This is a genomic window from Xanthomonas sp. CFBP 8443, assembly GCF_025666195.1.
In the GTDB taxonomy this organism is placed as follows: domain Bacteria; phylum Pseudomonadota; class Gammaproteobacteria; order Xanthomonadales; family Xanthomonadaceae; genus Xanthomonas_A.
Map to the genome: position 1 here is coordinate 2,991,364 of NZ_CP102592.1, position 22,699 is coordinate 3,014,062.

Annotated in this window: 21 protein-coding genes and 1 other RNA gene; 8 read left to right on the forward strand and 14 right to left on the reverse strand. The window is 68.9% G+C overall.

Annotated features, from left to right (window positions below; all coding sequences use genetic code 11):
- Positions 1 to 75 precede the first annotated feature (75 nt).
- Positions 76 to 474 (forward strand): outer membrane protein assembly factor BamE, encoded by a 399-nt coding sequence (bamE, locus tag NUG20_RS12405; RefSeq protein WP_263394784.1) that lies wholly within the window; start codon positions 76 to 78, stop codon positions 472 to 474.
- A 27-nt stretch (positions 475 to 501) separates the two neighbouring features.
- Here the strand turns inward: bamE and NUG20_RS12410 are convergent, their stop codons facing one another.
- Both NUG20_RS12410 and NUG20_RS12415 read right to left on the reverse strand, forming a co-directional pair.
- Positions 502 to 756, reverse strand: coding sequence for an RnfH family protein (locus NUG20_RS12410; protein WP_263398469.1), 255 nt, complete (start codon positions 754 to 756; stop codon positions 502 to 504).
- A 5-nt stretch (positions 757 to 761) separates the two neighbouring features.
- Positions 762 to 1,193 (reverse strand): type II toxin-antitoxin system RatA family toxin, encoded by a 432-nt coding sequence (locus NUG20_RS12415; protein WP_263394785.1) that lies wholly within the window; start codon positions 1,191 to 1,193, stop codon positions 762 to 764.
- Between the two features lie 60 nt (positions 1,194 to 1,253).
- On the opposite strand from NUG20_RS12415, the gene smpB reads away from it, so the two are divergent.
- Positions 1,254 to 1,757: an SsrA-binding protein SmpB gene (gene smpB / locus NUG20_RS12420; RefSeq protein ID WP_263394786.1), complete on the forward strand. Its 504-nt coding sequence runs from the start codon at positions 1,254 to 1,256 to the stop codon at positions 1,755 to 1,757.
- A gap of 411 nt (positions 1,758 to 2,168) precedes the next feature.
- Here smpB and NUG20_RS12425 read toward each other — a convergent pair whose 3' ends face one another.
- Positions 2,169 to 4,526, reverse strand: coding sequence for a S8 family serine peptidase (locus tag NUG20_RS12425; RefSeq protein WP_263394787.1), 2,358 nt, complete (start codon positions 4,524 to 4,526; stop codon positions 2,169 to 2,171).
- Between the two features lie 563 nt (positions 4,527 to 5,089).
- On the opposite strand from NUG20_RS12425, the gene ssrA reads away from it, so the two are divergent.
- Positions 5,090 to 5,441, forward strand: a transfer-messenger RNA (tmRNA) gene (gene ssrA, locus NUG20_RS12430).
- 43 nt (positions 5,442 to 5,484) lie between these two features.
- Positions 5,485 to 5,661: a hypothetical protein gene (locus NUG20_RS12435; RefSeq protein WP_263394788.1), complete on the forward strand. Its 177-nt coding sequence runs from the start codon at positions 5,485 to 5,487 to the stop codon at positions 5,659 to 5,661.
- Between the two features lie 256 nt (positions 5,662 to 5,917).
- On the opposite strand, the gene NUG20_RS12440 is transcribed toward NUG20_RS12435, so the two are convergent.
- Entirely contained in the window at positions 5,918 to 6,178 is a 261-nt protein-coding gene (locus tag NUG20_RS12440; protein WP_263394789.1) for a hypothetical protein, read from the reverse strand.
- 9 nt (positions 6,179 to 6,187) lie between these two features.
- Between NUG20_RS12440 and NUG20_RS12445 the strand changes: the two genes are divergently transcribed.
- The gene (locus NUG20_RS12445) at positions 6,188 to 6,361 is read left to right on the forward strand and encodes a hypothetical protein (protein WP_263394790.1); all 174 of its coding nucleotides are present in this window, start codon (positions 6,188 to 6,190) and stop codon (positions 6,359 to 6,361) included.
- 258 nt (positions 6,362 to 6,619) lie between these two features.
- Here NUG20_RS12445 and NUG20_RS12450 read toward each other — a convergent pair whose 3' ends face one another.
- Positions 6,620 to 7,204 carry an FMN-dependent NADH-azoreductase gene (locus NUG20_RS12450; RefSeq protein ID WP_263394791.1) on the reverse strand — a complete coding sequence of 195 codons (585 nt, stop codon included), beginning with the start codon at positions 7,202 to 7,204 and terminating at the stop codon, positions 6,620 to 6,622.
- A 109-nt stretch (positions 7,205 to 7,313) separates the two neighbouring features.
- On the opposite strand from NUG20_RS12450, the gene NUG20_RS12455 reads away from it, so the two are divergent.
- Both NUG20_RS12455 and NUG20_RS12460 read left to right on the forward strand, forming a co-directional pair.
- On the forward strand, positions 7,314 to 8,270 hold the full coding sequence (locus NUG20_RS12455) for a LysR substrate-binding domain-containing protein (protein ID WP_263394792.1): 957 nt from the start codon (positions 7,314 to 7,316) through the stop codon (positions 8,268 to 8,270).
- A gap of 342 nt (positions 8,271 to 8,612) precedes the next feature.
- Entirely contained in the window at positions 8,613 to 9,629 is a 1,017-nt protein-coding gene (locus NUG20_RS12460) for a GGDEF domain-containing protein (protein WP_263394793.1), read from the forward strand.
- A gap of 156 nt (positions 9,630 to 9,785) precedes the next feature.
- Here the strand turns inward: NUG20_RS12460 and NUG20_RS12465 are convergent, their stop codons facing one another.
- The 6 genes from NUG20_RS12465 to NUG20_RS12490 all read right to left on the reverse strand — a co-directional run bounded on the left by NUG20_RS12465 (position 9,786) and on the right by NUG20_RS12490 (position 17,525).
- A complete protein-coding gene (locus NUG20_RS12465) occupies positions 9,786 to 11,231 on the reverse strand; it encodes an efflux transporter outer membrane subunit (protein WP_263394794.1) in 1,446 nt (481 codons plus the stop codon).
- Complete coding sequence (locus NUG20_RS12470; protein ID WP_263394795.1) at positions 11,225 to 11,959, reverse strand: SDR family oxidoreductase; 735 nt, start codon at positions 11,957 to 11,959, stop codon at positions 11,225 to 11,227. Before NUG20_RS12470 ends, NUG20_RS12465 begins: the two co-directional genes overlap by 7 nt.
- 30 nt (positions 11,960 to 11,989) lie before the next feature.
- A complete protein-coding gene (locus NUG20_RS12475; RefSeq protein ID WP_263394796.1) occupies positions 11,990 to 15,163 on the reverse strand; it encodes an efflux RND transporter permease subunit in 3,174 nt (1,057 codons plus the stop codon).
- 162 nt (positions 15,164 to 15,325) lie between these two features.
- Positions 15,326 to 16,519 (reverse strand): efflux RND transporter periplasmic adaptor subunit, encoded by a 1,194-nt coding sequence (locus NUG20_RS12480; RefSeq protein WP_263394797.1) that lies wholly within the window; start codon positions 16,517 to 16,519, stop codon positions 15,326 to 15,328.
- 11 nt (positions 16,520 to 16,530) lie between these two features.
- The gene (locus tag NUG20_RS12485; RefSeq protein ID WP_263394798.1) at positions 16,531 to 17,304 is read right to left on the reverse strand and encodes an SDR family NAD(P)-dependent oxidoreductase; all 774 of its coding nucleotides are present in this window, start codon (positions 17,302 to 17,304) and stop codon (positions 16,531 to 16,533) included.
- Complete coding sequence (locus NUG20_RS12490; protein ID WP_263394799.1) at positions 17,301 to 17,525, reverse strand: hypothetical protein; 225 nt, start codon at positions 17,523 to 17,525, stop codon at positions 17,301 to 17,303. Before NUG20_RS12490 ends, NUG20_RS12485 begins: the two co-directional genes overlap by 4 nt.
- A 129-nt stretch (positions 17,526 to 17,654) precedes the next feature.
- Between NUG20_RS12490 and NUG20_RS12495 the strand changes: the two genes are divergently transcribed.
- Positions 17,655 to 18,743 (forward strand): LysR family transcriptional regulator, encoded by a 1,089-nt coding sequence (locus tag NUG20_RS12495; RefSeq protein WP_263394800.1) that lies wholly within the window; start codon positions 17,655 to 17,657, stop codon positions 18,741 to 18,743.
- Positions 18,744 to 18,885: 142 nt separating this feature from the next.
- On the opposite strand, the gene NUG20_RS12500 is transcribed toward NUG20_RS12495, so the two are convergent.
- From NUG20_RS12500 to NUG20_RS12510, 3 genes are all read right to left on the reverse strand, one after another.
- Positions 18,886 to 19,581 carry a YiaD family glycine zipper/OmpA-like lipoprotein gene (locus NUG20_RS12500; protein WP_263394801.1) on the reverse strand — a complete coding sequence of 232 codons (696 nt, stop codon included), beginning with the start codon at positions 19,579 to 19,581 and terminating at the stop codon, positions 18,886 to 18,888.
- A gap of 103 nt (positions 19,582 to 19,684) precedes the next feature.
- Positions 19,685 to 21,139: a WS/DGAT/MGAT family O-acyltransferase gene (locus tag NUG20_RS12505; protein WP_263394802.1), complete on the reverse strand. Its 1,455-nt coding sequence runs from the start codon at positions 21,137 to 21,139 to the stop codon at positions 19,685 to 19,687.
- Positions 21,140 to 21,274: 135 nt separating this feature from the next.
- Positions 21,275 to 22,699 carry a cryptochrome/photolyase family protein gene (locus tag NUG20_RS12510; protein WP_263394803.1) on the reverse strand — a complete coding sequence of 475 codons (1,425 nt, stop codon included), beginning with the start codon at positions 22,697 to 22,699 and terminating at the stop codon, positions 21,275 to 21,277.

Genomic DNA, 22,699 nt, shown 5'->3' on the forward strand with positions numbered 1-22,699 from the left:
CCAGCTGCCTCGGGATGGGTCGCGGCGGTCGTCAGAAGTGTATCATCGACCTGATTTCCCTCAGTACTGTCCCCGATGCGCAATCTCTTGCTGGTCGCCGTTGTTGCCCTGTCCACCGCTGGCTGCGGGATCATCTACAAGCAGCCCATTTATCAAGGCAACCTGATCAAGCAGGCGGCCGTCGACCAACTCAAGGTCGGGCAAAACAAGCAGCAGGTCAGCGCATTGCTGGGCACTCCGTCGATCCCAGATCCGTTCCACGCCCAGCGCTGGGACTACACCTCCAGCGAGCGCGTCGATCGCGTCGGCAAGACCGAAATCAAGAATTTCGTCGTGTACTTCGAGAACGACACGGTGACCCGCTGGGAAGGCGAGTATTTCCCGGACCGCGATTCGGAACTGGCCAAGAACAGCGTGCGCCAGTTCGGCCGCAACCTGGCCAAGGACAAGAAGAAGCAGCGCCGCGGCGAATAAGCGCGCACGGCGACACCCCAGGTGGCGCTAGCGCGGTTTCGCGCGGCGCCGCCGGGCTTCCTTCGGATCGGCCAGCAACGGCCTGAGCAGCTCCACCCGGTCGCCGTCGTGCAAGGGCTGGCTCGGTGCGGCCACGCTGCCATGCACCGCACAAGGCATGCCCGGCGTGGCTTCGGCCAGGTCGGCGGCCGCCACGGCATCGGCGACGGTGGCGCCTTCAGGCAACTGCAGCGTGCGCGCCACGAAGCGCTCCGGCCAGGCCAGCACCACCTCGACCCGCACCCCGCTCACGCGTCTTCGCGGTCGGCGACGCGGACGAAGTCGTTGACCATGCGGTCGGCCAGGCTCTGGAAACCCAGCGCCAGCGCCGGCCCCAGCAGCCGCGAGGCCGGTTCGAAATCGAGCATCAGGCTGACCTTGCTGGCGTGGTCGTTGAAGCCCTGGAACTCCCACTGGCCCTGCAACCGCTTGAACGGGCCGTCGCGCAGCAGCATATCGATGCGGTCGGGGCGCTGCAGCCGGTTTTCGGTGGTGAACCAGGTCCGGAACGAGCCCAGGCCTAGGTCCAGCCGCGCCACCAGGAACTGGTCGCTGTGCTCGAGCACATGCGCCGCATCGCACCAGGCGAAGCGGCGCGGATAGGCGGCGACATCATTGACCAGGTCGAACATGCGCGTTGCGGGGTGTTCGACCAGGGCGCTGCGGCGGATGATAGGCATTCGGTGCGGGGAAGTAGACCAAGACGTTCGGGAGGACCCCGAATCGGAGACAATAGCAAGATGAGCAAGAAACCCGCCAAGGATAAAGCAAACGGCGCGACGGCCACCAAGACCATCGCGTTGAACAAGCGTGCGCGCCACGAATACCACCTGGAGGACCGCTACGAAGCCGGCCTGGCCCTGCAGGGCTGGGAGGTCAAGTCGATCCGCGCCGGCCGCGCCAACATCGGCGAGAGCTACGCGTTCGTGCGCCAGGGCGAGCTGTTCCTGTTCGGCGCGCAGTTCACCCCGCTGATCCAGGCCTCCACCCATGTGGTGGCCGACGACCGCCGCACCCGCAAGCTGCTGCTGCACCGGAGCGAGATCGACAAGCTGATCGGCCGCGTCGAGCGCGACGGCTATACCCTGGTGCCCACCGCGATGTACTGGAGCAAGAACAAGATCAAGCTCGAGATCGCGCTGGCCAAGGGCAAGCAGGACCACGACAAGCGCGACGCCGCCAAGGACCGCGACTGGGCCCGCGACAAGCAGCGGATCATGCGGCGGCACAACAAGAACGCGTGAGGCCGGGACTCGGGACTCGGGACTCGGGACTCGGGACTCGGGACTCGGGACTCGGGACTCGGGACTCGGGACTCGGGACTCGGGACTCGGGACTCGGGACTCGGGACTCGGGACTCGGGACTCGGGACTCGGGACTCGGGACTCGGGACTCGGGACTCGGGACTGCAGGATGATGTCCCGGGACAAGTCGCTGTCAAGCGATTTGATGCAAAAGGGCCGTTTTTTTTAAAGAAAAGCGGCCCTTTTTTTGGCTCTAGCCCAACCGCTTTTCTGTAGGAGGGGCTTCAGCCCCGACGCCTTACCGGTAAAGCGTCGGGGCTGAAGCCCCTCCTACAGAAAAGCGCAAAAAAGCTGCGAACTTGCGAAAATCCCGAGTCCCGAGTCCCGAGTCCCGAGTCCCGGCAACAACCCTCACGTCGCCCCCAACATCCGCATCAGGCTCGGCAACCCCCGTCCCTGCATGTACGGATCGCGCTGCAGGTCCAGGCACTGCGCCAGCAACAATTGCTTGACCCGGTCCGGGAAGCCGATGAACTCGCGGCGCACCGACAGGAACGCGGCGATCAGCCCGGACACGTGCGCGGCGGCCATGCTGGTGCCGCTCATCTCCACCATCCAGGTGCTGGGGTCGCCAGCGTCGTAGCGGTGATGGGCCGAGACGATCTTCTCGCCCGGCGCCACCAGGTCCGGCTTGTGCCGGCCATCGGCGGTCGGCCCGCGCGAGGAGAAATACGACACGCCGTAGCTGTGCGGGCTGCTCTTGTGCACCGAACCCACCGCCAGCGCCTCCTCTAGGTTGGCCGGATCGCCGATGCTCAGGTCCAGGTTCAACGGATAGGCCTGCCCGTCGTTCTGCATCAGCCAGGCCAGGCCTTCGTTGCCGGCCGCAATCACCACCACCACGCCCTGCCGCCATAGCCGGCGCAGTTCGTTGCACAGCGGGGTGAAGCCGCAGCCGTAGCTTTCCGCATCGAAATAGCCGCCCAGGCTCAGGTTGACCCCGTGGATGACCAGCTCACCGGCGCGCTCGTTGATCTCGGCGACCTGCTGCACGCCCTTGATGATCCACGAGTCGCGGCCGTTGCCGTCGTCGTCCAGCACCTTCAGTCCGTACAGCCGCGCCTGCGGCGCCATGCCGGCGAAACGCAGCGGCGTGGCCGGCGCCACCCCGGGCAGCGGCGCCTCGCACTGCCCGGCGATGATCCCGGCCACGTGGGTACCGTGGCCGTTGCCGTCCAGGGTGGCGAAGCCGGCGCCGTCGCGGCGGCGCAGTTCGCGGGCGCGGCCGCGCTGGGTGCAGTCCCACTGCGCCAGCACCGTTTCGGCAAGGCCCGGCTGCTGGAAATGCGGATGCGCCGCGGCGATGCCGCTGTCCAGCACCGCCCAGCCGATGCCGGCGCCGAGCGCGCGATACGCCACCTGCGCCGCGTCGGCCTGCACAGTGCTGCGCGACTGGTAGATCAAGGCGCGCTTGCCGGCATCGCGCCACAGCCGTTTCAGGCTCAGCGTGCGATAGCGGTCGCGCAGGCTCTCGATCTCGAACCGGGTCAGGCGCGCCGACACGTAGCGCTGCAGCGTGTCCTCCAGCTCGATCGCCGCGTCCAACGCATCGCCGTTCAGCCCGGTGGAGGCCTGGGTCAGCTCGCGCAGCGCGGCGACCAGTTCGTGCTTCAATTGCGCCGGCTCGCGCTCGCCCGGCAGGCGGTCCAGTTCGATCAGCACCTCGTGCCGATAGTCCGGCGCATGCGCCTCCAACTGGTCGGACAGGTCCTTGATCAGCACCGGGTGCGCAATCGGCTGGTCGAAGCCCACGCCGACCGCGCGCCGCACCTCGGCGCGGACCTCGGGAATGGACAGGTAGCCGGAGCCGGAATGCGGGTTGCGTTGCCAATCCGGATTGATCCGCGACCCGGCGATGTTGTGGAAGCGCCCCTGCGCGTCGGCGATGTCGTCGCTTAGATCACCGTCCAGCGCCACCGGATCGCGGCGCTCGGCGACGTTGACCCAGCGCTTCACGCAGGCCGGGAACGGCAGCTTCGGCGTGCCGGTCCACTGCTTGAACATGCTGCGCACCACCGGCAGGCCCAGCGGCGAGCCCAGCGTCAGCAGCAGCGACACCTCGCAGCCTTCGGCTTCGAACTCGCGCAGCACGTCGTAGGCGATCAGCGAGCCCTGGCTGTGCGCGACCACCACGAACGGACCGCCGCCGGCACGCATGCGCTGCAGCAGACTTTCGCGCATCTGCTCGCGCCGCGCCGGCACGAAGAAGAAATCGTGCACGTCCTGCAGCAGCGCCGCGGAGATCAGCTTCAGCAGCATCCGGTTCAGCACGTCGATCGGCCCCTGCGCATGGATGCCGGTGGCGTCGGGCGCGGCGGTCTGCACTTCGTCCAGCAGTTGCTGCAGGAATGCGCGCTCCACATCGCTGCCGGCCAGCGTCTCGGCCAACTGGCGCAGATCGGCCATCTGCGGCACCACGCCCAGCGCACCGAGCACGCGCTGCTCGGCCTGGTTCAGCGCCGGGCCGCGATCCTGGTCCTGGCAGCTGCCCGGCTCCGGCGACGGATAGCGCTCGCGGCTGACCCAGTACGCCAGGCGCGTGCGCTCGCCCATCTCCCGGCCGAACAAGGCGCGATCCCACTGGCAGCGCAGCACCTCGGCCGGCGGCTTGTTGCCGATGCCATGGATGTAGACGACCGTCCGCGCCCGCCCCTGCGCCAGCGAGCCTTCGCCGGTGGCCTTGGGCCGGAGCGTGAGTGGGGGCGCCACGGACGCGGCAGCGGCGACAGGTCCACCGTCAGGAGAGGGCGGCTGGCGGCTGGCTGCTTTGGCTGCTTTGGCTGCTTTGGCTGTCTTGGCCGCCTTGGCCGTCTTGTCTGTCTCGGCCGTTCTGGACTTGCCTGCTACGGGCTTGGAGCTCGCCAATGGCTTCGCTGGGACGGGCCGGACCCGCCTACCCGGTCCGGCGGCGGCCTGTTCGGCGACCAGGTCCCGGGCCCGCTTCGCACCGGCCTTCTTCGGTGCAGTTTTCTTGGGCACCACCTTTTTTGCCGAAACGCCGCGCTTCGTGGGCGCGCGGCCGGCCGGCGGGGTCGCTTCTGCCGGTTTTGCCGCGGGCGCCGTAGCGGGTGCTCGCTTCCGGTCGCGCCCGCCGTCGCGCGCACGCTGTTGCCTGGTTGCCATCGCGGTGCTCCATGCCTGGGGGAGATCCGTCGGCGCATACCGCCAGTTGCCGCGCCGAGTGAAGCCAGCTTAAGCCGCCTTTGTCGCAAGGCTTGTGACTGCCCTCCCCGATCCCTACACTGTGTAGGTCAGCGTTTTACGTTTTCCCCGGGGGTGCACTGGTTTCGACGGGGGTTGCAAAATCGCTTGGCGCATGCCGAGGGGGCCGCTTTCCTCGTAAATCCAGCAGCAAACTTATAGTTGCCAACGACGACAACTACGCACTGGCCGCTTAAGGCCTAGCCCCGAAATCGCTTGTGTCCGTGCTCGCGACGTAGGGTCATTATCACGGAATCGCCGATGGTGGCTGCCTGTCAACCATTGGCTAAATGAAGCAGGCTGGTCCCGGGATGCGCTTCGCACATCGTGCTGTCCCGGGGCGAGATCCAACGATGAGCTAAGCATGTAGTGCCGGGGATGGAGTGCCTTCGGACGGCGGTTCGATTCCGCCCACCTCCACCATATGAACGTTCGCAGCGGTTCGCGGACGTACGACAAGGGTCGGATGTTCCTGGATTCCAGGGCAATCCGGCCCTTTTTGTTTGTGCCCGCCATCGACGATGGCTCGCCTCACCGGCACAGTGATACGCCTGCGGGCGCCTTCGAAATTGGGTTGGCATACCGCGGAATGATCGCGACGGCAGCCTTTGCAGCGAACATCATCGTCACCGCGTCGGTTTGACGCTGCACATGAGCGGATCGAGGGGCTGCCAGTCGGTGCGAGCAGCGCCGTAGCGCACGGCGCAGCTGAAGCGTGCGAGGCTGCCCCGGGCAGTGGGGGCAGCCACAACACGTCAAAACGAAGATGGTCCAGCCGCGGATACCTGCACCCTTGAAGCAGCCCCGAGATTTACCTACGGCCGCACAGCTGGTGACGCGAGCATGCGACCGGGACTGTTACGACCATGTCCTCGCCGCAGTCGGAACGACGCGCGCACTCAGCGCGGATCCTTCTGGTTCTGCGTCACGGATCCCGACATCCCCGGCTTGAAGTAGCTGAAGTCGCTGTCTTTCTCGCCGGTGAAGGTCGCACCGGTAAGAGGATGCTTCCAAACTTGCGACGAGGCGATCAGGGCTTCCTGCCCTGCCCTGCCATGCCGGGACGCGACCGGCAACCGAGGCTTGAGGCCCCGATGCGCTGCCCCGGCGACATGCCCATCACGCATGGCATGTACGGTGATGCCATCGATTCCCGACAACGGTGTGCCATGCCACTGACCAGCGAACAATTGCGCATCCTGCAGGACATCCACGACACCAAGCCGGTCAGCGAGGAGGAGGCGAACTGGGCGGTGCGGCAAGGCTATGCCGCACAGGGCGAAGATGGAGACATCGCCCTGAAACCCGAGGGCCTGCAACTGGTCGACGACGAAGCGCCATAGCGCCGGTTCGGCTAGCGTCTGCCGGGACAAATGCTGGCGGCGATCGTTGCATAACAATCCCAGGCATCGCTCCCATTGGCGTTCCGGCGCGCGTCCGAACGTTCCGCAAGGCAAGTGCCGGTGTCGCCGCGATCGGCAGCGGCTGGAGAGCAGGCGATGCCTGCCGCAGCATCCTGGCGTGCGCTGTAGCGCTCGCGCGGTAACCCTGCCCTGCCAAGGCGCCTCGCGGAGAGACGCGGGACCCCGGGCCGCCGCGGATCAGGCCGCTTCGCGCAACAGGCCGCCGATGCCGGCGATCGCGCCGCCGATCGCCTGGGTGCGGTGGTCGTCGCTCATCGCCACGCCTTCGGCGCGAACGAACTCGATCTCGGTGATGCCGAAGAAGCCGAACGCCGCGCGCAGGTAGGTTTCCTGGAAATCGTTCGCCGCCGCCGGGCTGCCCGGGCTGTAGATGCCACCGCGCGAGGACGCGACGATCACGCGCTTGCCGCCGGCCAGGCCTTCCGGACCGGCGGCGCCGTAGCGGAAGGTCTTCCCAGCCACGGCGAGACGGTCGATCCAGGCCTTCAGCGAGCTGGCGATGCCGAAGTTGTACATGGGCGCGCCGATCACGACGACATCGGCGGCCAGGAACTCTTCCAGCACCTGGCTGTTTTCGATGGCCGCCGGATCGGCATCGCCGGCCGGCGGCGCCCAGTGGCTCAACGGCGCGGCATGCACGTCGCGGTAGGCGACGTCCACACCCGGATGCGCGGCGACGAACTCGGCGACGATGGCCGCGGTCAGCCCGCGCGAGACGGAATGCGCGCCGAGCGCGCTGCTGTCGATGTGCAGGAGTTTCATGGAGGTTCCCTTTGCGTTGACCGCTTAGCGGCATGGAAAAGACGATACGCGCGAAACAATCAAGCGATTAGCCCACATGAAGTAGACTGATCGTTCGCAAAGAGAAACGATGATCTTGACGATGGACGGCGTACTGCACGACCTCAACGATCTGTATTTCTTCGCCTCGGTGGTCGAACACGGCGGATTTTCCGCCGCCGGGCGTGCGCTGGGCCTGCCCAAGTCGCGGCTGAGCAAGCGCGTCGCCCAGCTCGAGGAACGGCTCGGCGTGCGCCTGCTGCAGCGGACCACGCGACGCTTCGTGGTCACCGAGGTCGGCATGCGCTTCTACCAGCACTGCCGCGCGGTGCTGGAAGAAGCGCGCGCCGCGCAGGATGCGGTCGACGAACTGCGCATCGAGCCGCGCGGCGTGGTCCGGGTCAGTTGCCCGGTACCGCTGGCCCAGAACGTGTTGGGCCCGATCCTGCCGGCATTCCTGCTGCAACACCCCAAGGTGCGGGTGCGGCTCACCGCGACCAACCGCCGCGTGGATGTGATCGGCGAAGGCTACGATGTGGCGATCCGGGTGCGCGACAAGCTCGATACCGATGCCACCCTGGTGGTGCGCAGCATCGGCCATGCGCGCGGCATGCTGGTGGCCAGCCGCGCGTTCCTGGACGCGCATGGCCGTCCGCAGACGCTGCAGGAGCTGGCCCAGCTGCCGGCCTTGTCGATGTTCGAACACGAGGGCGCGCAGTTGTGGGAGCTGCTCGACGGCGACGGCAACAAGACCGCGGTGGAGGTCACGCCGAGGCTGGTCAGCGGCGATTTCTCGGTGCTCCTGGCCGCTGCCGTGCAGGACTGCGGGGTGGCGCTGTTGCCCGAGGAATTCTGCGCCCCCCTGCTCACCAACGGCACGCTGGAATGCGTGCTGCCGGACTACAGCACCGCCCAGGGCCTGCTGCATTTCGTCTACCCGAGCCGCCGCGGCCTGCTGCCGGCGATCCGCAGCTTCGTGGATTTCCTGGCCGAATGCCTGCCGCAGGCTACGTTCCGCCACGACTGCCCACGGCCGGCGGCCGACTAGAGCCAGACCGCCAAGCTGCACATGGCCGCGTCGCCGACGCCGGTCTCGCAGCAGCGGCGCCCATGCCTCCGCGCGAGTGACGCGACTGCGACGCCCACCCTGCACCGGCTCACGCCGCAAATAGGGGGCATGGCGGATCTGCACGTAGCATCGCCCTAGGCGACATCTGACCGGCGTTCTGCCCGCCCTGCCGCAATCACGCAGCCAATGCGGCGGACGGCCCAGAATTTGCTACTACGATGCGACCCTAACGCAGCGCGATGTCCGCATGCACGTCCTTCTCCGTCCCCAGCCCGTCGTTGCCAGGCAGATACCGCGCGCCACGCGAAGCGTCGCGCAACCGTGAGCGTTCCGATGCGCCACGACTTCCGGCTCGGCCTGATCAGGATTCTCGGGCCGACCACCGCCGTGCTGTTGCTGCTGTTCGGGATGTACCAGTTGCTGAAGGCGCAGCCGTGGGTGGCCGCCGCCGGCATGGCGTTGGCCGCGCTGGCGGCGCTGGCCACCTGGCTGGCGCTGCGCCGCGGCGACAGCCGCATGGACGCGCTGCTGACCCTGAGTTGGCTGCTGGGCAGCGCGCTGGCCAGCCACGCGCTGCATCAGGCCGCGATCCCGTGGCTGTACCTGGTGATGATGAGCAACTTCTTCGTCGTCTCGCGCAATGTCGGGCTGGCCTGCAATGCCACCTTGATCGTGATCATGCTGGTCACCTCGAGCAGCGCGGAGACCGCGCTCGGCGCCGAGCACACCTTCTCGCTGACCGCCGTGTCGCTGCTGATCACCGGCCTGGGCTACGTGCTGTCGCTGCGCCTGGAGGACGATCGCCTGCGCCTGGAACAGCTGGCCTCGCACGACGCGCTGACCGGGCTGCCGAACCGGCGCATGCTGGAGCGCAGCCTGTCGCAGCGCGTGACCGATCCGCGCCGCAACACGCGCCGGCATGGGCTGGTCGTGCTGGACATCGATCACTTCAAGGTGGTCAACGATCTCTACGGGCACGCAGCCGGCGACCGCACGCTGGCCGAACTGGCCGCGCTGCTGCGTTTCGAGGTGCGTGCGCCGGACGAGGTGTTCCGCTTCGGCGGCGAGGAATTCGTGGTGGTGGCGCGCCTGCAGTCGCGCAGCGAGCTGGTCCGTTTCAGCAAGCGCCTGCACCAGGTCATGCGCGAGGCGTTGCGCGGTCCCAACGGCAGCGTCACCGTGTCCCTCGGCGCGGCCATGCTGTGCGACGAGCTGCACTGGCAAGATTGGTTCTCGCGCGCCGACGCGGCGCTGTACCAGGCCAAGAACGGCGGCCGCGACACGTACGTGGTGGCCGAGGATCTGGTCCACGAGCAGTCGCTGCAGAAACAGGAGTGAGCGGCCGCGCCGTGCGGGCGCAGGCAGCGTGTCGCCGGTATGCGTCGCGGTGACGCAGCGACATGCAGCCGATGTTGCGGCCACGCGCGCCGCTTCTGGCGTAGCGGGCGCTGCGGCATTCCGGCCGCAGCGCCCTCGCCTGCCGTCAGGCCGCGATCAGCGCGAAGCCGGCGCCGGCAGCGGCGCCAGCGCCACGTCCTGCGGCAACACCGCATCCTGGCCCCAGCCGCCGAGCGCCTTGTACACCCGCACCACGCCGACGTTCACCGATGCCTCGGCCTCGGCCAGGGCATCGTCGGCGGCCAGTTGCGTGCGCTGGGTGTCGAGCAGGGTCAGGAAATCCTCCGAGCCTTCGCGATAGCTGATCTCCGCCAAAGTTGCGGCGCGCCGCGCCGCTTGCGCCTGATCGACCACGATCGCCAGCCGCGCCTGCTGCTTGGCGTAGGCGGTCAAGGCGTTCTCGGTGTCTTCCAGCGCGCCGAGCACCGCCTTCTCGTAGTCGGCGGCGGCGCCGTCGGCCTGCGCCTCGCTGGCGCGCAGCCGCGCCCGCACGGTGCCGAAATCGAACGCCGCCCAGCTGATCGACGGGGTCAGCGACCAGGCCTTGCTGCTGCCCTGCAGCAGCGAGCCGGCATCGCCGGACAGGAAGCCGACGAAGCCGCTGAGGCTGATCCGCGGGAACAGATCGGCGGTGGCCACGCCGACCCGCGCCGTCGATGCCGCCAATCGGCGCTCGGCGATGCGCACGTCGGGGCGCCGGCGCAGCAACTGGGTGGTATCGCCCAGCGGCAAGGCACGGGCGTAGGCCGGCGTCGCGCGTGGCGCCAGCAGCTCGTCCAGTGCGCCGGGAGTGCGTCCCAGCAGCACCGCCAGGCGATGCCGGGCCTGCGCTTCGCTGACTTCCAGCAACGGGATGTCGGCCTCGATCGCCTTCAGCCGGGCGCGGCTGCTCTGCACGTCCAGCTCGCTGCCGGCGCCCAGTTGCAGGCGGGTCTCGGTCAGGCGCTGGGTGTCGCGCAGGTTGTCCAGCGTGGTGCGCGCCACCGCGATGCGCTTCTGCGCGCCACGCAGTTCGAAGTAGTTGCGCGCCACTTCCGCGGCCACCGTCACCTGCGCATCGGCCATGCCGGCCTGCTCAGCTTCCAGGTCGGCACGCGCCGCCTCGCTGGCACGGCGCTGGCGTCCGAACAGGTCCAGCTCCCAGCCGGCATCGAAGCCCAGGCTGTAGCTTTCGGTCAGCACGCGCGCGCCGCCGGCGTTCGCGTCCGGCGCCTTGCCGCGGCTGTAGTCGCCGCCGGCGGTGACGTGCGGCGCCTGGTCCAGGCGCCGCTCGGCAAACACCGCGCGCGCTTCGTGCACCCGCGACAGGGCGATGCGCAGGTCGAGATTGGCGACCAGGCTCTCGTGCACCAGTTGCTCCAGCACCGGGTCGTCGAACTGCGCCCACCACGACGCCACCGGCGACGTGGTCGCGAACACCGGTGCCGCCGCGCCCTGCAGCGTCACCGGCGCCTGTTCGGGCGCACGGTAGTTGGGGCCGACGCTGGCGCAGGCGCTGAGCAGCGCCAACGCCAGCGCGCCGATCGCGGGGCGGATCACCATGGCAGCACCTGGCCCACGTGGGTGTAGCTGCCGGTCGGGCCGTCGGCATCGAGCAGCGCCATCATCACGCTGCTGCGCGCGCCGTCGGCCACTTCCAGCTCGCCTTCGCCGGCGTTCATGTCGGTCTTCACGTAGCCGGGATGGATGGTGTTGACCTTGATCGGGGTGTCGCGCAACTCGTAGGCCAACTGCACGGTCCACGCGTTGACCGCGCTCTTGGAGACGTTGTAGGCCGGCACCTTGAAGTCGTAGATCGGCGAGCCGGGCTGGCTGTGCAGCGTGACCGAGCCGAGCAGGCTGGACACATTGACGATGCGCGCGGCCGGCGCGGCGCGCAGCAGCGGCAGGAACGCCTGGGTCACCGCGATCAGGCCGAACACGTTGGTGTCGAAGGTCGTGCGCCAGGTCTGCAGGCTCTGCTGCGAGACCGCCAGCTTGAAGTCGTCGACGATGATGCCGGCGTTGTTGACCAGGATGTCGAGCCGCCCGTGACGCGCCTGCACGGCGGCCACCGCGGCGGCGATGCTGGCGTCGTCAGTCACATCCAGGGTCAGCGCTTCCACCGGCAGGCCTTCGCCCTGCAGTTCCAGGGCGGCGGCGCTGGCGCGGGTGGAATCGCGGCCGGCCAGCAGCGTGTGCACGCCGGCCTCGGCCAGCTGGCGCACGGTATGCAGGCCGATGCCGCGGGTGGCGCCCGTGACAAGGGCGATTTTCTGGGTCGTGGTCATGCGGATTTCCTAAAAGGGGGAATGGATGGATCAGCCGTGGGCCGGCGCATCGGCGGCGTGCGCCGGCGCATGCGACACCAGCGGACGCCCGGCCAGCTTGCGCAGGGCGACATAGAACACCGGGGTGAGGAACAGGCCGAACAGGGTCACGCCGAGCATGCCGGCGAACACCGTGATGCCGGTGGCCGAGCGCACTTCGGCGCCGGCGCCATGCGAGAACACCAGCGGCACGGTGCCGGCGATGAACGCGATCGAGGTCATCACGATCGGGCGCAGACGCAGGCGGCAGGCCTGCAGCGCCGATTCCACGATGCCCTTGCCCTGCAGCTCCAGTTCGCGGGCGAACTCGACGATCAGGATCGCGTTCTTGCACGCCAGGCCCATCAGCACCACCAGGCCGACCTGCACGAACACGTTGTTGTCGCCGCCGGTCAACCACACCCCGAACAGCGCCGACAGCAGCGTCATCGGCACGATCAGGATCACCGCCAACGGCAGCGTCCAGCTTTCGTACAGCGCCGCGAGCACCAGGAACGCCAGCAGCACCGCCAGCGGGAACACCACCATCGCCGCGTTGCCCTGGGTGGCCTGCTGATAGCTCAGATCGGTCCACTCGATCTCCATGCCGTTGGGCAGCACCTGCTTGGCGATCTGGGTGATCTTGGCCATCGCTTCGGCCGAGGACAGCATGCGCGCATCCGCTTCACCGGCCAGGTCGGCCGCCGGATACCCGTTGTAGCGCAGCACCGGGTCAGGGCCGAACGACTGCTTGACCGTCACCATCGAGCCGATCGGCACCATTTCGCCGGCGGCGTTGCGGGTGCGCAGCCGCGCGATGTCCTCCACGCTCTCGCGGAACGGCGCATCGGCCTGGGCGATCACCTGCCAGGTGCGGCCGAACTGGTTGAAGTCGTTGACGTAGGTCGAGCCCAGATAGGTCTGCAACGTATCAAACAGATCGGTCAGGGCCACGCCCTGCGCCTTGGCCTTGACCCGGTCGACTTCCGCGTCCAGCTGCGGCACGTTGGCCTGGTAGGTGCCGATCGGATAGCTCATGCCCGGGGTCTGCGCCACCGCGCCCTGCATCGCGTTGACCGCGTTCTGCAGTGCGCCGTAGCCCAGGTTGGCGCGGTCCTCGATAAACAGCTGGTAGCCGTTGCCGTTGCCCAGGCCCAGGATCGGCGGCGGCATGAACGCGAAGGCCATGCCCTCGCCCAGCTGGGAGATGCGCTGGTTGATTTCGGCGTTGATCTCCAGCGCAGTGCGGTGGCGGTTAGCGAACGGCTTCAGGGTCAGGAACACCACGCCGGTATTGGGCGTATTGGTGAACTGCAGCGCGTTCAGGCCGGGGAACGAGATCGCATGCTCCACGCCTTCGGTCTGCATGGCGATGGTGGTGACCTTGCGCAGCATCGCGTCGGTGCGTTCGAGCGAGGCGCCCTCGGGCAGCTTGACGCCAGCGATCAGGTACATCTTGTCCTGAGTCGGGATGAAACCGGCCGGCACCGCCTTGAACATCACGCCGGTGACCACCAGCAGGCCGAGGTAGACCACGAACACCACGCCGCGCCGGCCGAGGATCCGCGACACGCTGCCCTGGTAACGATCGGAACTGCGGTTGAAGAAGCGGTTGAACGGGCGGAACAGCCAGCCGCCGAACAGGCGGTCCATCAGCCGCGACGGAGCGTCCTTGGGCGCGTCGTGCGCCTTCAGCAGGCGCGCGGCCAGCGCCGGCGACAGGGTCAGCGAGTTGATCGCCGAGATCACCGTGGAAATGGCGATGGTCACCGCGAACTGCTTGTAGAACTGGCCGGTCACGCCGGACAGGAACGCCATCGGCACGAACACCGCGCACAGCACCAGCGCGATCGCGACGATCGGACCGGACACCTCGCGCATCGCCTGGTGCGCCGCGGCCAGCGGCGCCAGCCCTTCCTCGATGTTGCGCTCGACGTTCTCCACCACCACGATCGCGTCATCGACCACGATGCCGATCGCCAGCACCAGCCCGAACAGGGTCAGCGTGTTGATCGAGAAGCCCAGCACGTACAGTGCGGCGAAGGTGCCCACGATCGACACCGGCACCGCGATCAGCGGAATGATCGAGGCGCGCCAGGTCTGCAGGAACAGGATCACCACCAGCACCACCAGCAGCACCGCTTCCAGCAAGGTATGCACCACGGCGGTGATCGAGTCGCGCACGAAGATCGTGGTGTCGTACACCGCCTCGTACTTGACGTCGGCCGGGAACTGCTTGGTGAGCTCGTCCATCGACGCGATCACTTGGTCGCGGATCTCCAGCGCATTGGCGCCCGGCGCTTGGAAGATGCCGATGCCGACCGCGTTCTTGCCGTCCAGCTGCGAGCGCAGCGTGTAGTCGCCGGCGCCCAGCTCCAGGCGCGCGACGTCGGCCAGGCGCACGCTCTCGCCCTCGACCCCGGTCTTGAGCACGATGTCGCCGAACTCCCGCTCGCTGCGCAGGCGGCCCTGCGCGTTGATCAGGGTCAGGAACTTGCTGTCGGGCATCGGCTCGGCGCCGAGCTGGCCGGCCGAGACCTGCACGTTCTGCTCGCGCATCGCGGTGACCACGTCGCTGGCGGTGAGGCCGCGCGCGGCGATGCGTTCCGGGTCGAGCCAGGCGCGCATCGCGTAGTCGCCGCCGCCGAACACCTGCGCGTCGCCCACGCCCTGGATTCGCGCCAGCGCGTCCTTGACGTGCAGCCGCGCGTAGTTGCGCAGGTACAGCGTGTCGTACTTGCCCTTCGGCGAGGTCAGGTGCACGACCATCAGGAAGGTCGGCGACTGCTTCTGCGTGGTCACGCCCTGCCGGCGCACGTCCTCGGGCAGGCGCGCCTGCGCCTGGGCCACGCGGTTCTGCACCTTGACCGCGGCATCGTCGGCGTCGATGCCCGGGCGGAAGGTGATGGTCATCTGCAGCACGCCGTCGGAGCCGGCCACCGACTTGAGGTACATCATGCCCTCGACGCCGTTGATCGCCTCTTCCAGCGGAGTGGCGACGGTTTCGGCGATGACCTTGGGGTTGGCGCCCGGATACACCGTGCGCACCACCACCGAAGGCGGTACCACGTCGGGGTATTCGCCGATGGGCAGCATCGGGATCGCGATCAGTCCCGCGGCGAAGATGACGATCGACAACACGGCCGCGAAGATCGGCCGGTCGATGAAGAATCTGGAAAAGTCCATGGGTGGTGGTCCTGGAAACTAAGGTGAAACGGATGGCCGAACAGGAATGCGGGCAAAGCGGCGGCGACGCCGGGCCACAACGGTGGCCCGGCCGGCAAGCACCGGCCGCCAGCGCGACCGGTCTACGACGCTGCGCGCGCCCCTGGCGTCAGTCGGGGCGACTCAGTCGAGGGCGACGGCCTTGCGTGCGGCAGCCGGCGTCGCCGTGGCCAGGGCCACGGTCTTGGCCTGCACCGGCATGCCCGGCATGAACACTTTCTGCACCCCGTCGACGATGACCCGGTCGCCGGGGTTGAGTCCGCTCAGCACGATGCGCAGGCCTTCGGCATCGCGCCCCAGCTGCACGTCGCGGCGCTGCGCCTTGCCGTCCTTGTCGACCACGTAGACGTACTTGCGATCCTGGTCGGTCAGCACCGACCGGTCGTCGATCAGCAGCGCATTGAAGCGGCCGCTGCCGAGCAGGCGCACGCGCGCGAACAGGCCCGGGGTGAAGCTGCGATCGGCGTTGTCGAGCAGGGCGCGGACGCGGATGGTGCCGGTGCTGCGGGTGATCTGGTTGTCGAGGAAATCGACCTTGCCGGCATGCGGGAACCCGTCCTCGCCGACCAACCCGACCTGCACCGGCAGCTGCCCGTCGCGCTCGCTCGGCCGTTCGCCCTTGCGCGCCATCTGCGCGTAGCGCAGGAAGGTGCCTTCGTCGGCGTCGAAGTACACGTGCACCTTGTCCAGCGATACCAGCGTGGTCAGCACGCTGGCGCTGTCGCCGGCGCTGACCAGGTTGCCGGCGGTGACCTGGGCGCGGCCGGCATGGCCGTCGATTGGCGCGCGCACCTGGGTCCATTCCAGGTTCAGGCGCGCGGTGTCGACCGCGGCCTGCGCGGCGAGCACGTCGGCCTGGGCCTGTTCGGAGGCGGCGTGGCGCTGCTCCCAGCTCTCGGTGGAGATCGCCTGCTGGTCGGACAACTTCTTGGCACGGGCCGCTTCGCTGCCGCTGAGCTTGGCCTGGGTCCGCGCCCGCGCCAGTTCGGCGTTGGCGCGCGCCAGCTCGGCGCGGTAGCTGCGCGCGTCGATGGTGAACAGCACGTCGCCCTTCTTCACTTCCTGGCCTTCGACGTAGTTGACCTTGTCGATGTAGCCGGACACGCGCGGCCGCAGGTCGACATGCTCGACCGCCTCGACGCGGCCGCTGAACTCGTCCCACTGGCTGATTTCTTTCTGCAGGGCGGGCGCGACGCTGACCGACGGCGGCGGCGGCGCGCCCTGCCCGTCGGCCTTGCTGCCGCAGGCGGCCAGGGCCACGGCCAGCAGCGCGATCGCCAGCGGGCGCAGGGCGCGCGATGGGGAATGGAGGGACATCGGAATCGGGTTCATGGAGAGACCTCGTGAGTGGAGGGAGAAAAATGCGATGCGGTCATCAACGAGGTGCGTGGATGCGCGTACTGGTGTTTGTCGATATCGACCACGGCCTGGCCGGGCGTGCCGCCGTCGGCGAGCAGCGACACCGCGGCGCGGCCCACGCTGAGCGTGGTGAACCACTCCGGGCAGTCGTCGGCGCCGGATTCGCTGCGGCAGACCGGATGGGTCAGCGACAGCAATTGCACGCGCACGCCCAGCGGCTTGGCCTCTTCGTGCAGGACCTGGGCGAGCATGCGGATCGCCGCCGACGCCACCGAACTGTCGCCATGCCCGGCCCAGGCGCGCAGCGCGCACGGACTGCCGAGCAGGATGTAGCGGCCGCCGCGCTCGGCCTGCGCCAGCAACGGCAGCAGGTGCCGGGCCGCGGCCAGGTGCGGCAGCAGGTCGCTGTCCAGGCGCCGGCGCAGCGCGGTCAGCGGCTGGTCCAGCAGGCGCCCGCAGCGCAGCGGGCTCCCGAGGCTGGCGACCACGCCGGCCAGCGGCCGCGGCCGTTGCGCCACCGCCGCGGCCAGGGTCGCGGCGCCGGCATCGTTGGCGACCGAGCCCTGCAGCACGTCCAGCGCCGGTTCGTCGCTGTAGCGGTCGCGCAGCGCGCGCAGGCGGCCACGGTCGCGCGCCACCGCCAGCACCGGGCTACCGGCCTCGAGCAGTGCGCGGACCACGCCGAGGCCGACGGTGCCGGTGCCGCCGAGGACCAGGACCTCCGGGTCCAACGTCCCGCTCACGGGACTTTTACTCCCGTTGACGGGATAATCCCAATACGGCCCAGCCGGCCGCTGCCGCGCTGGCCCAACTGCATCGAGCTGCCGCTCTGGCTGCGCGGCGGCGGGGTGAATTCGCGAAATGCCTTGAGATAACCGGTTTCCAGCGCGTCGATGGGCGTACCATCGAGGCTATCCGGACGACGGGCGCCCACGAAAAACTGGAACAGAGTGCGCAACAGCATGAGCAAATGGCCTGGGTGGCGGCGAATGCGTACAAATTAGGCGTCAAAGCCGCACTTGATTAGTCCGAATTAAGGGGAATAATCGTCCCGTCACCGGTCCAATCGTCTCCACCCTCCAGGAACTCCGCCATGACCCACGATCTGAACGACACCCTGATCTTCGTCAAGGTGGTCGAGCAAGGCAGCTTCATCGCCGCGGCCAATGCGCTCGGCCTGCCCAAGACCACCGTCAGCCGCAAGGTGCAGGACCTGGAGGCGCGGCTGGGCGCACGCCTGCTGCACCGGACCACGCGCCGCCTCGGGCTGACCGAGGCCGGCGCGGTCTATCACGAGCATTGCCAGCGCATCGCCCGCGAGCTGGAGGAAGCCGAGAGCGCGGTCGGGCAGCTGCAGGCCGGCCCGCGCGGCTGGCTGCGTTTCAGCGTGCCCTACTCCGCCGGCATTTCCTGGGTCGCGCCAATCCTGGGCGAATTCCACAAGCAGCACCCGGAAGTGCGCCTGGAAATGGTCATGACCAGCGACAAGGTCGATCCGATCGCCGAGGGCGTGGACGTGGCCCTGCACATGGGCGCGCTGCTGGATTCGACCATGGTCGCGCGCAAGCTGGCCACCTTCCGCACCCAGGTGTTCGCCAGTCCGTACTACATCGAGCGCCACGGCGAGCCGCTGCACCCGGACGACCTGCAGCATCACCGCACGCTGGCGCTGAGCAACGGCCGCAACGGCAACAACCGGCTCAGCTGGCCGCTGCGCAACGGCAAGCAGAGCGGCGAGTTCGCGATCCAGCCGATCCTGGTCGCCAACGATTCGGCCGCGCTGATCGGCGGGCTGGTCTGCGGCGAAGGCCTGGTGCTGGCCAGCGATGCGACGATCAAGCCGCTGATCGAGGCCGGCAAGGCGCGGCGCGTGCTCGGCGGCTGGGTCGGCCCGGACCTGGATTTCAACGCGGTGTTCCCGGGCGGGCGCATGCTGTCGCCGAAGGTGCGCGCCTTCGTCGATTTCCTGGTCGACAAGCTCAACTTCGACGTCAACTACATGCTGGCGCAGTGCCCGGCCAAGCTGGCCACGCAACAGGCCGACAGCGGCGCCGAGTTCACCCTGTGCAGCGGCGTGGCGATGAATACCCAGTCGCTGCCGCTGCCGCAAGTGGCCACCGTGCCGGTGCCGGTGCCGGACACCGAACCGGCGCCGGAACTGGAAGAAGAAGCGCTGGTCTGACGCTGGCGCTGCGCAGCGGCCTTGCGCCGCCGCAGCCGCTTGCAACGATCAATCCTCGCCCGCTGCTCTGCGCGGGCCGAGCCAGAAACGCGAACGGGCCGCTGCATGCGGCCCGTTCGCGTTTTACCGGGTGTGGCCGTGCTCAGGAACGCAACGGCACCACGCGGATCTCGACGCGGCGGTTCTGCGCGCGCCCGGCCTCGGTGTTGTTGTCGGCGATCGGGTACTTCTTGCCGGCGCCCAGCGTCTCGATGCGCTCGCGCTGCACGCCCTGCGCGGTCAGGTAGGCGGCCACCGAGGCGGCGCGCTGCTCGGACAGGCGCTGGTTGACCGCATCGCTGCCGATGCTGTCGGTATGCCCGACCACTTCGATCATGGTCTGGTTGTATTCGCCCAGGGTCGAAGCCACGCCGTTGAGCGCCGAATAGAACTGCGGCTTGAGCGTGGACTGGTTGAAGTCGAAGGTGATGCCGTCGGGCAGGTTCAAGGTGATGTTGTCGCCGTCGCGGCGCACGTCGATGCCGGTGTTGGCGGTGCGCTCGCGCAGCGCGCGCTCCTGGCGGTCCTGGTAGTTGCCGATCGCCGCGCCGCTGAGCGCGCCGATGCCGGCGCCGATCATCGCGTGCTGGCGGCGCTCGGTGGCGCTGCTGCCGCTGAGCAGGCCGGCGGCGACGCCGACCGCGGTGCCGATCAGCGCGCCGCGGCCGGTGCGGTTCTGCTGCTCGGTCTGATTGCCGTACTGGTCGCGCTGCACATAGGAACCGCCGGTGGCGCAGGCGGACAACACCAGTGCGCTGGCCAGCGCCACGGAAATGCCTTGGATGACGGTGCGTTTCATCGCTCTCTCCCGAACCTGAATTGAAGTGGGAGCAAGCATAAACAGCGGCCTGCGAGACCAGCATGAACGAAACGGCCCGCGCAGCGCGCGGATGCGGCCCCGTTCAGGAAAGCGGCAGCAACGCGTCCGCGTCCGCCGCGCGCAGCGGATGCTCCCAGTCGCCCATCAGCGCCAGGTACAGCAGCTTCTCGAATTCGGCGCCGATCCGGCGCATCACCGCATCCGGGTCCGGAATCAGCCGCGCGTCGCCGATCAGGCCGAAGTGCACGCGGTGGTTGTAGCTCATGATCGACACGCCGACCCCGATCGAGCCGGTCTGCGGCACCCAGAACATCATCTCGCGCACGCCGCTGCCGGCCAGGTACAGCGGCTGCTGCGGCCCCGGCACGTTGGTCGCCACCGTGGTCGCCTTGCGGCTGAACAGGTCCAGCGCCAGCGACTGCAGCGCGGCCGGCGCCATACCGACCGCGGCCAGCAGTCCGAACACCACCATCGCCTGGCGCGACTGCTTGAGCTGTTGCATCGATTCGGCGACGCGCTGCAGGCGCCGCACCGGATTGGCCTCGCCGACCGGCAGGTCCAGGAACACCAGCCCGAAATGGTTGCCGAGCTTGCGCGCGTGTTCCAGCGGCCGCAGGTTGACCGGCACCGTGGCGCGCAGGGTCACCCCGTCCAGCTGTTCGCCGCGCTCGAGCATGTAGTCGCGCAGGGCGCCGGCCATCGTCGCCATCAGCACGTCGTTGACCGTGCAGTCGCAGGCGCGTCCGACCGCCTTCACTTCGTCCAGGTCCAGCGGTTCGGCCCAGGCCACCCGCTTGCTGACGCCCAGGCGCCCGCGCAGCAGCGTCGGCGGATCGTCGGACAGCAGCAGCGCATTGGCCAGTTCGCGGCCGATCAGGCCGCCTTCCTTGGCCAGCATCTGCGCCAGGTTCGGGTCCTGGTACATCTCGCGGCCCTTGTCGAGCATGCGCCCGCCCAGTTTCAGGTAGCGGTCGATGGCGCCGACCCGGCGCACCACTTCCTTGCCGTCGTCCTTGAGCCAGGCGCGGCCCAGCTGCGCGGCGGGCTCCGGCACGCGCTGCGTATCGGTCAGCGACAGCAGCACCTGCACCAGCGCGATGCCGTCGGCGTAGCTGTGGTGGATGCGCGCCACCAGCGCCGAACCGCCTTCGTAGCGTTCGATCAGATGGAACTGCCACAGCGGCTTGGTCTTGTCCAAGGGCGTGGACGCCATCTGCCCGGCGAAGCGCTCCAGCGCCTTCTTGCCGCCGCGCCCAGGCAAGGCGGTCAGGCGCACGTGCCAGTCCAGATCGAAGTCGTCGTCGTGCTGCCAGTAGGCGCCGGTCGCGGTGTCCACCGGCTTGTGCTGGAAGCGCGGGAACGACAGGAAACGCTTGCGCACCAGTTGCTTGAACTGCGCCAGCGACAGCGGCTCGTCGAGCATCAGCACGCCGGTGATCATCATCGGATTGGTCGGCCGCTCCATCCGCAACCAGGCGGTATCCACACGCGACATCGGTTCGCGCCGCGGCTTGCGGCGGGCTGTGCTGGTGGCCATGCATGCTCCCTGTGCGTGGCCGGAGTGAATCATGGCGCGGCGAAGGGCGTCAATCGCGGCGCCTCCGCCGCGCTGCCGCGGTTCACCCCGCGGCGCGACGCCCGCCGAGGCGGCGGCGATGCATGCGAGCCGCGCTCAGGCCGCGCCGCCGGTCGCGCGATACGCGGCCAGCGCGGCGTCGCGCCCGGCGGCCAGGTCCACGATCGGCTGCCGCGGATAGCGCGGCGCGCTGACGGCCAGGCGCTGCGGCGACAGCCACGGCGCGAAGCGCTCGGCCGCCGGCAGCGCCGCCAGCTCCGGCACCCAGCGCACGATGTAGCGGCCCTGCGGATCGAACTTCTGCGCCTGCGTCACCGGATTGAACACGCGGAAATACGGCGCGGCGTCGGCCCCGGTCCCGGCCACCCATTGCCAGCCGAGCGTGTTGTTGGCCAGGTCGGCATCGACCAGCGTGTCCCAGAACCAGCGCGCGCCTTCGGACCAGTGCACGCGCAGGTGCTTGCACAGGTAGCTGGCGACGATCATCCGCACCCGGTTGTGCATCCAACCGGTGTGCCACAGCTCGCGCAGCCCGGCATCGACGATCGGCACGCCGGTGCGGCCGCGCTGCCAGGCCTGCAGCTGCGCCGGATCCGGCGTGGCCCAGCGGAACCGGTCGAAGCGCGGATTGAGGTTGTGCTCGGGCGTGCTCGGAAAATGGTGCAGCAGGTGATGGGCGAAGTCGCGCCAGCCGAGCTGGCGGATGTAGCCGTCGATCGCCGCACCGGTGGCGGCGCGGCGCTGCCGTTCCAGTTCGGCGACGATCCGCCACGGTGCGATCTCGCCGAAATGCAGGTGCGGCGACAGGCGCGAGGTGCCGACCTGGTCGGGACGGTCGCGGCCTTCGATGTAGTCGCGCAGGGCGCCGTCGAGGAACACCTCCAGGGCTTCGTGCGCGCCCGCTTCGCCCGGTTGCCACACGTCCCAGAAGCCGCGGTCCCAGTCGCGCGCCGGCGCCAGGCCGAGCCGCTGCAGCGGCTCGCTGCGCAGCGCCTGCGGCGGTGGCGGCAGGGTCGTCGGTGCGGGCAGCAGCGCCGGCAGCTGCCATTGGCGCAGGGCGCTGCGCCAGAACGGCGTGAACACCTTGTACGGCCCGCCCTGCTGGGTCGCCAGCTGCCACGGCTCGAACAGCAGCGCGCCGTTGTGGCTGTGCACCTCCAGGCCCTGCTCGCGCAGCTCGCGCTTGAGCCGGGCGTCGCGCGGCTGCGTGGCCGGCTCGTAGCGGCGGTTCCAGTACACCGCCACCGCGCCGCATTCGGCGACCAGTTCGCGCAGCACGCGCTCGGCCGGGCCCTGGCGCAGGATCAGCCGCGATCCCAGCGCGCGCAGTTGCGCATCGAGCGCGGCCAGCGAGCGCTGCAGCCAGCTCAGCGAGGCCGCGCCGGCGGCCCAGGCGCCCTCGTCGCCGGGACTGTGCAGGTACACCGGCACGGGCGTGTGTCCGGCGGCCAGCGCCGCGTGCAGCGCGGGCTGGTCTTGCAGGCGCAGGTCGCGCCGGAACCAGACGATGGCGTAGCTCAT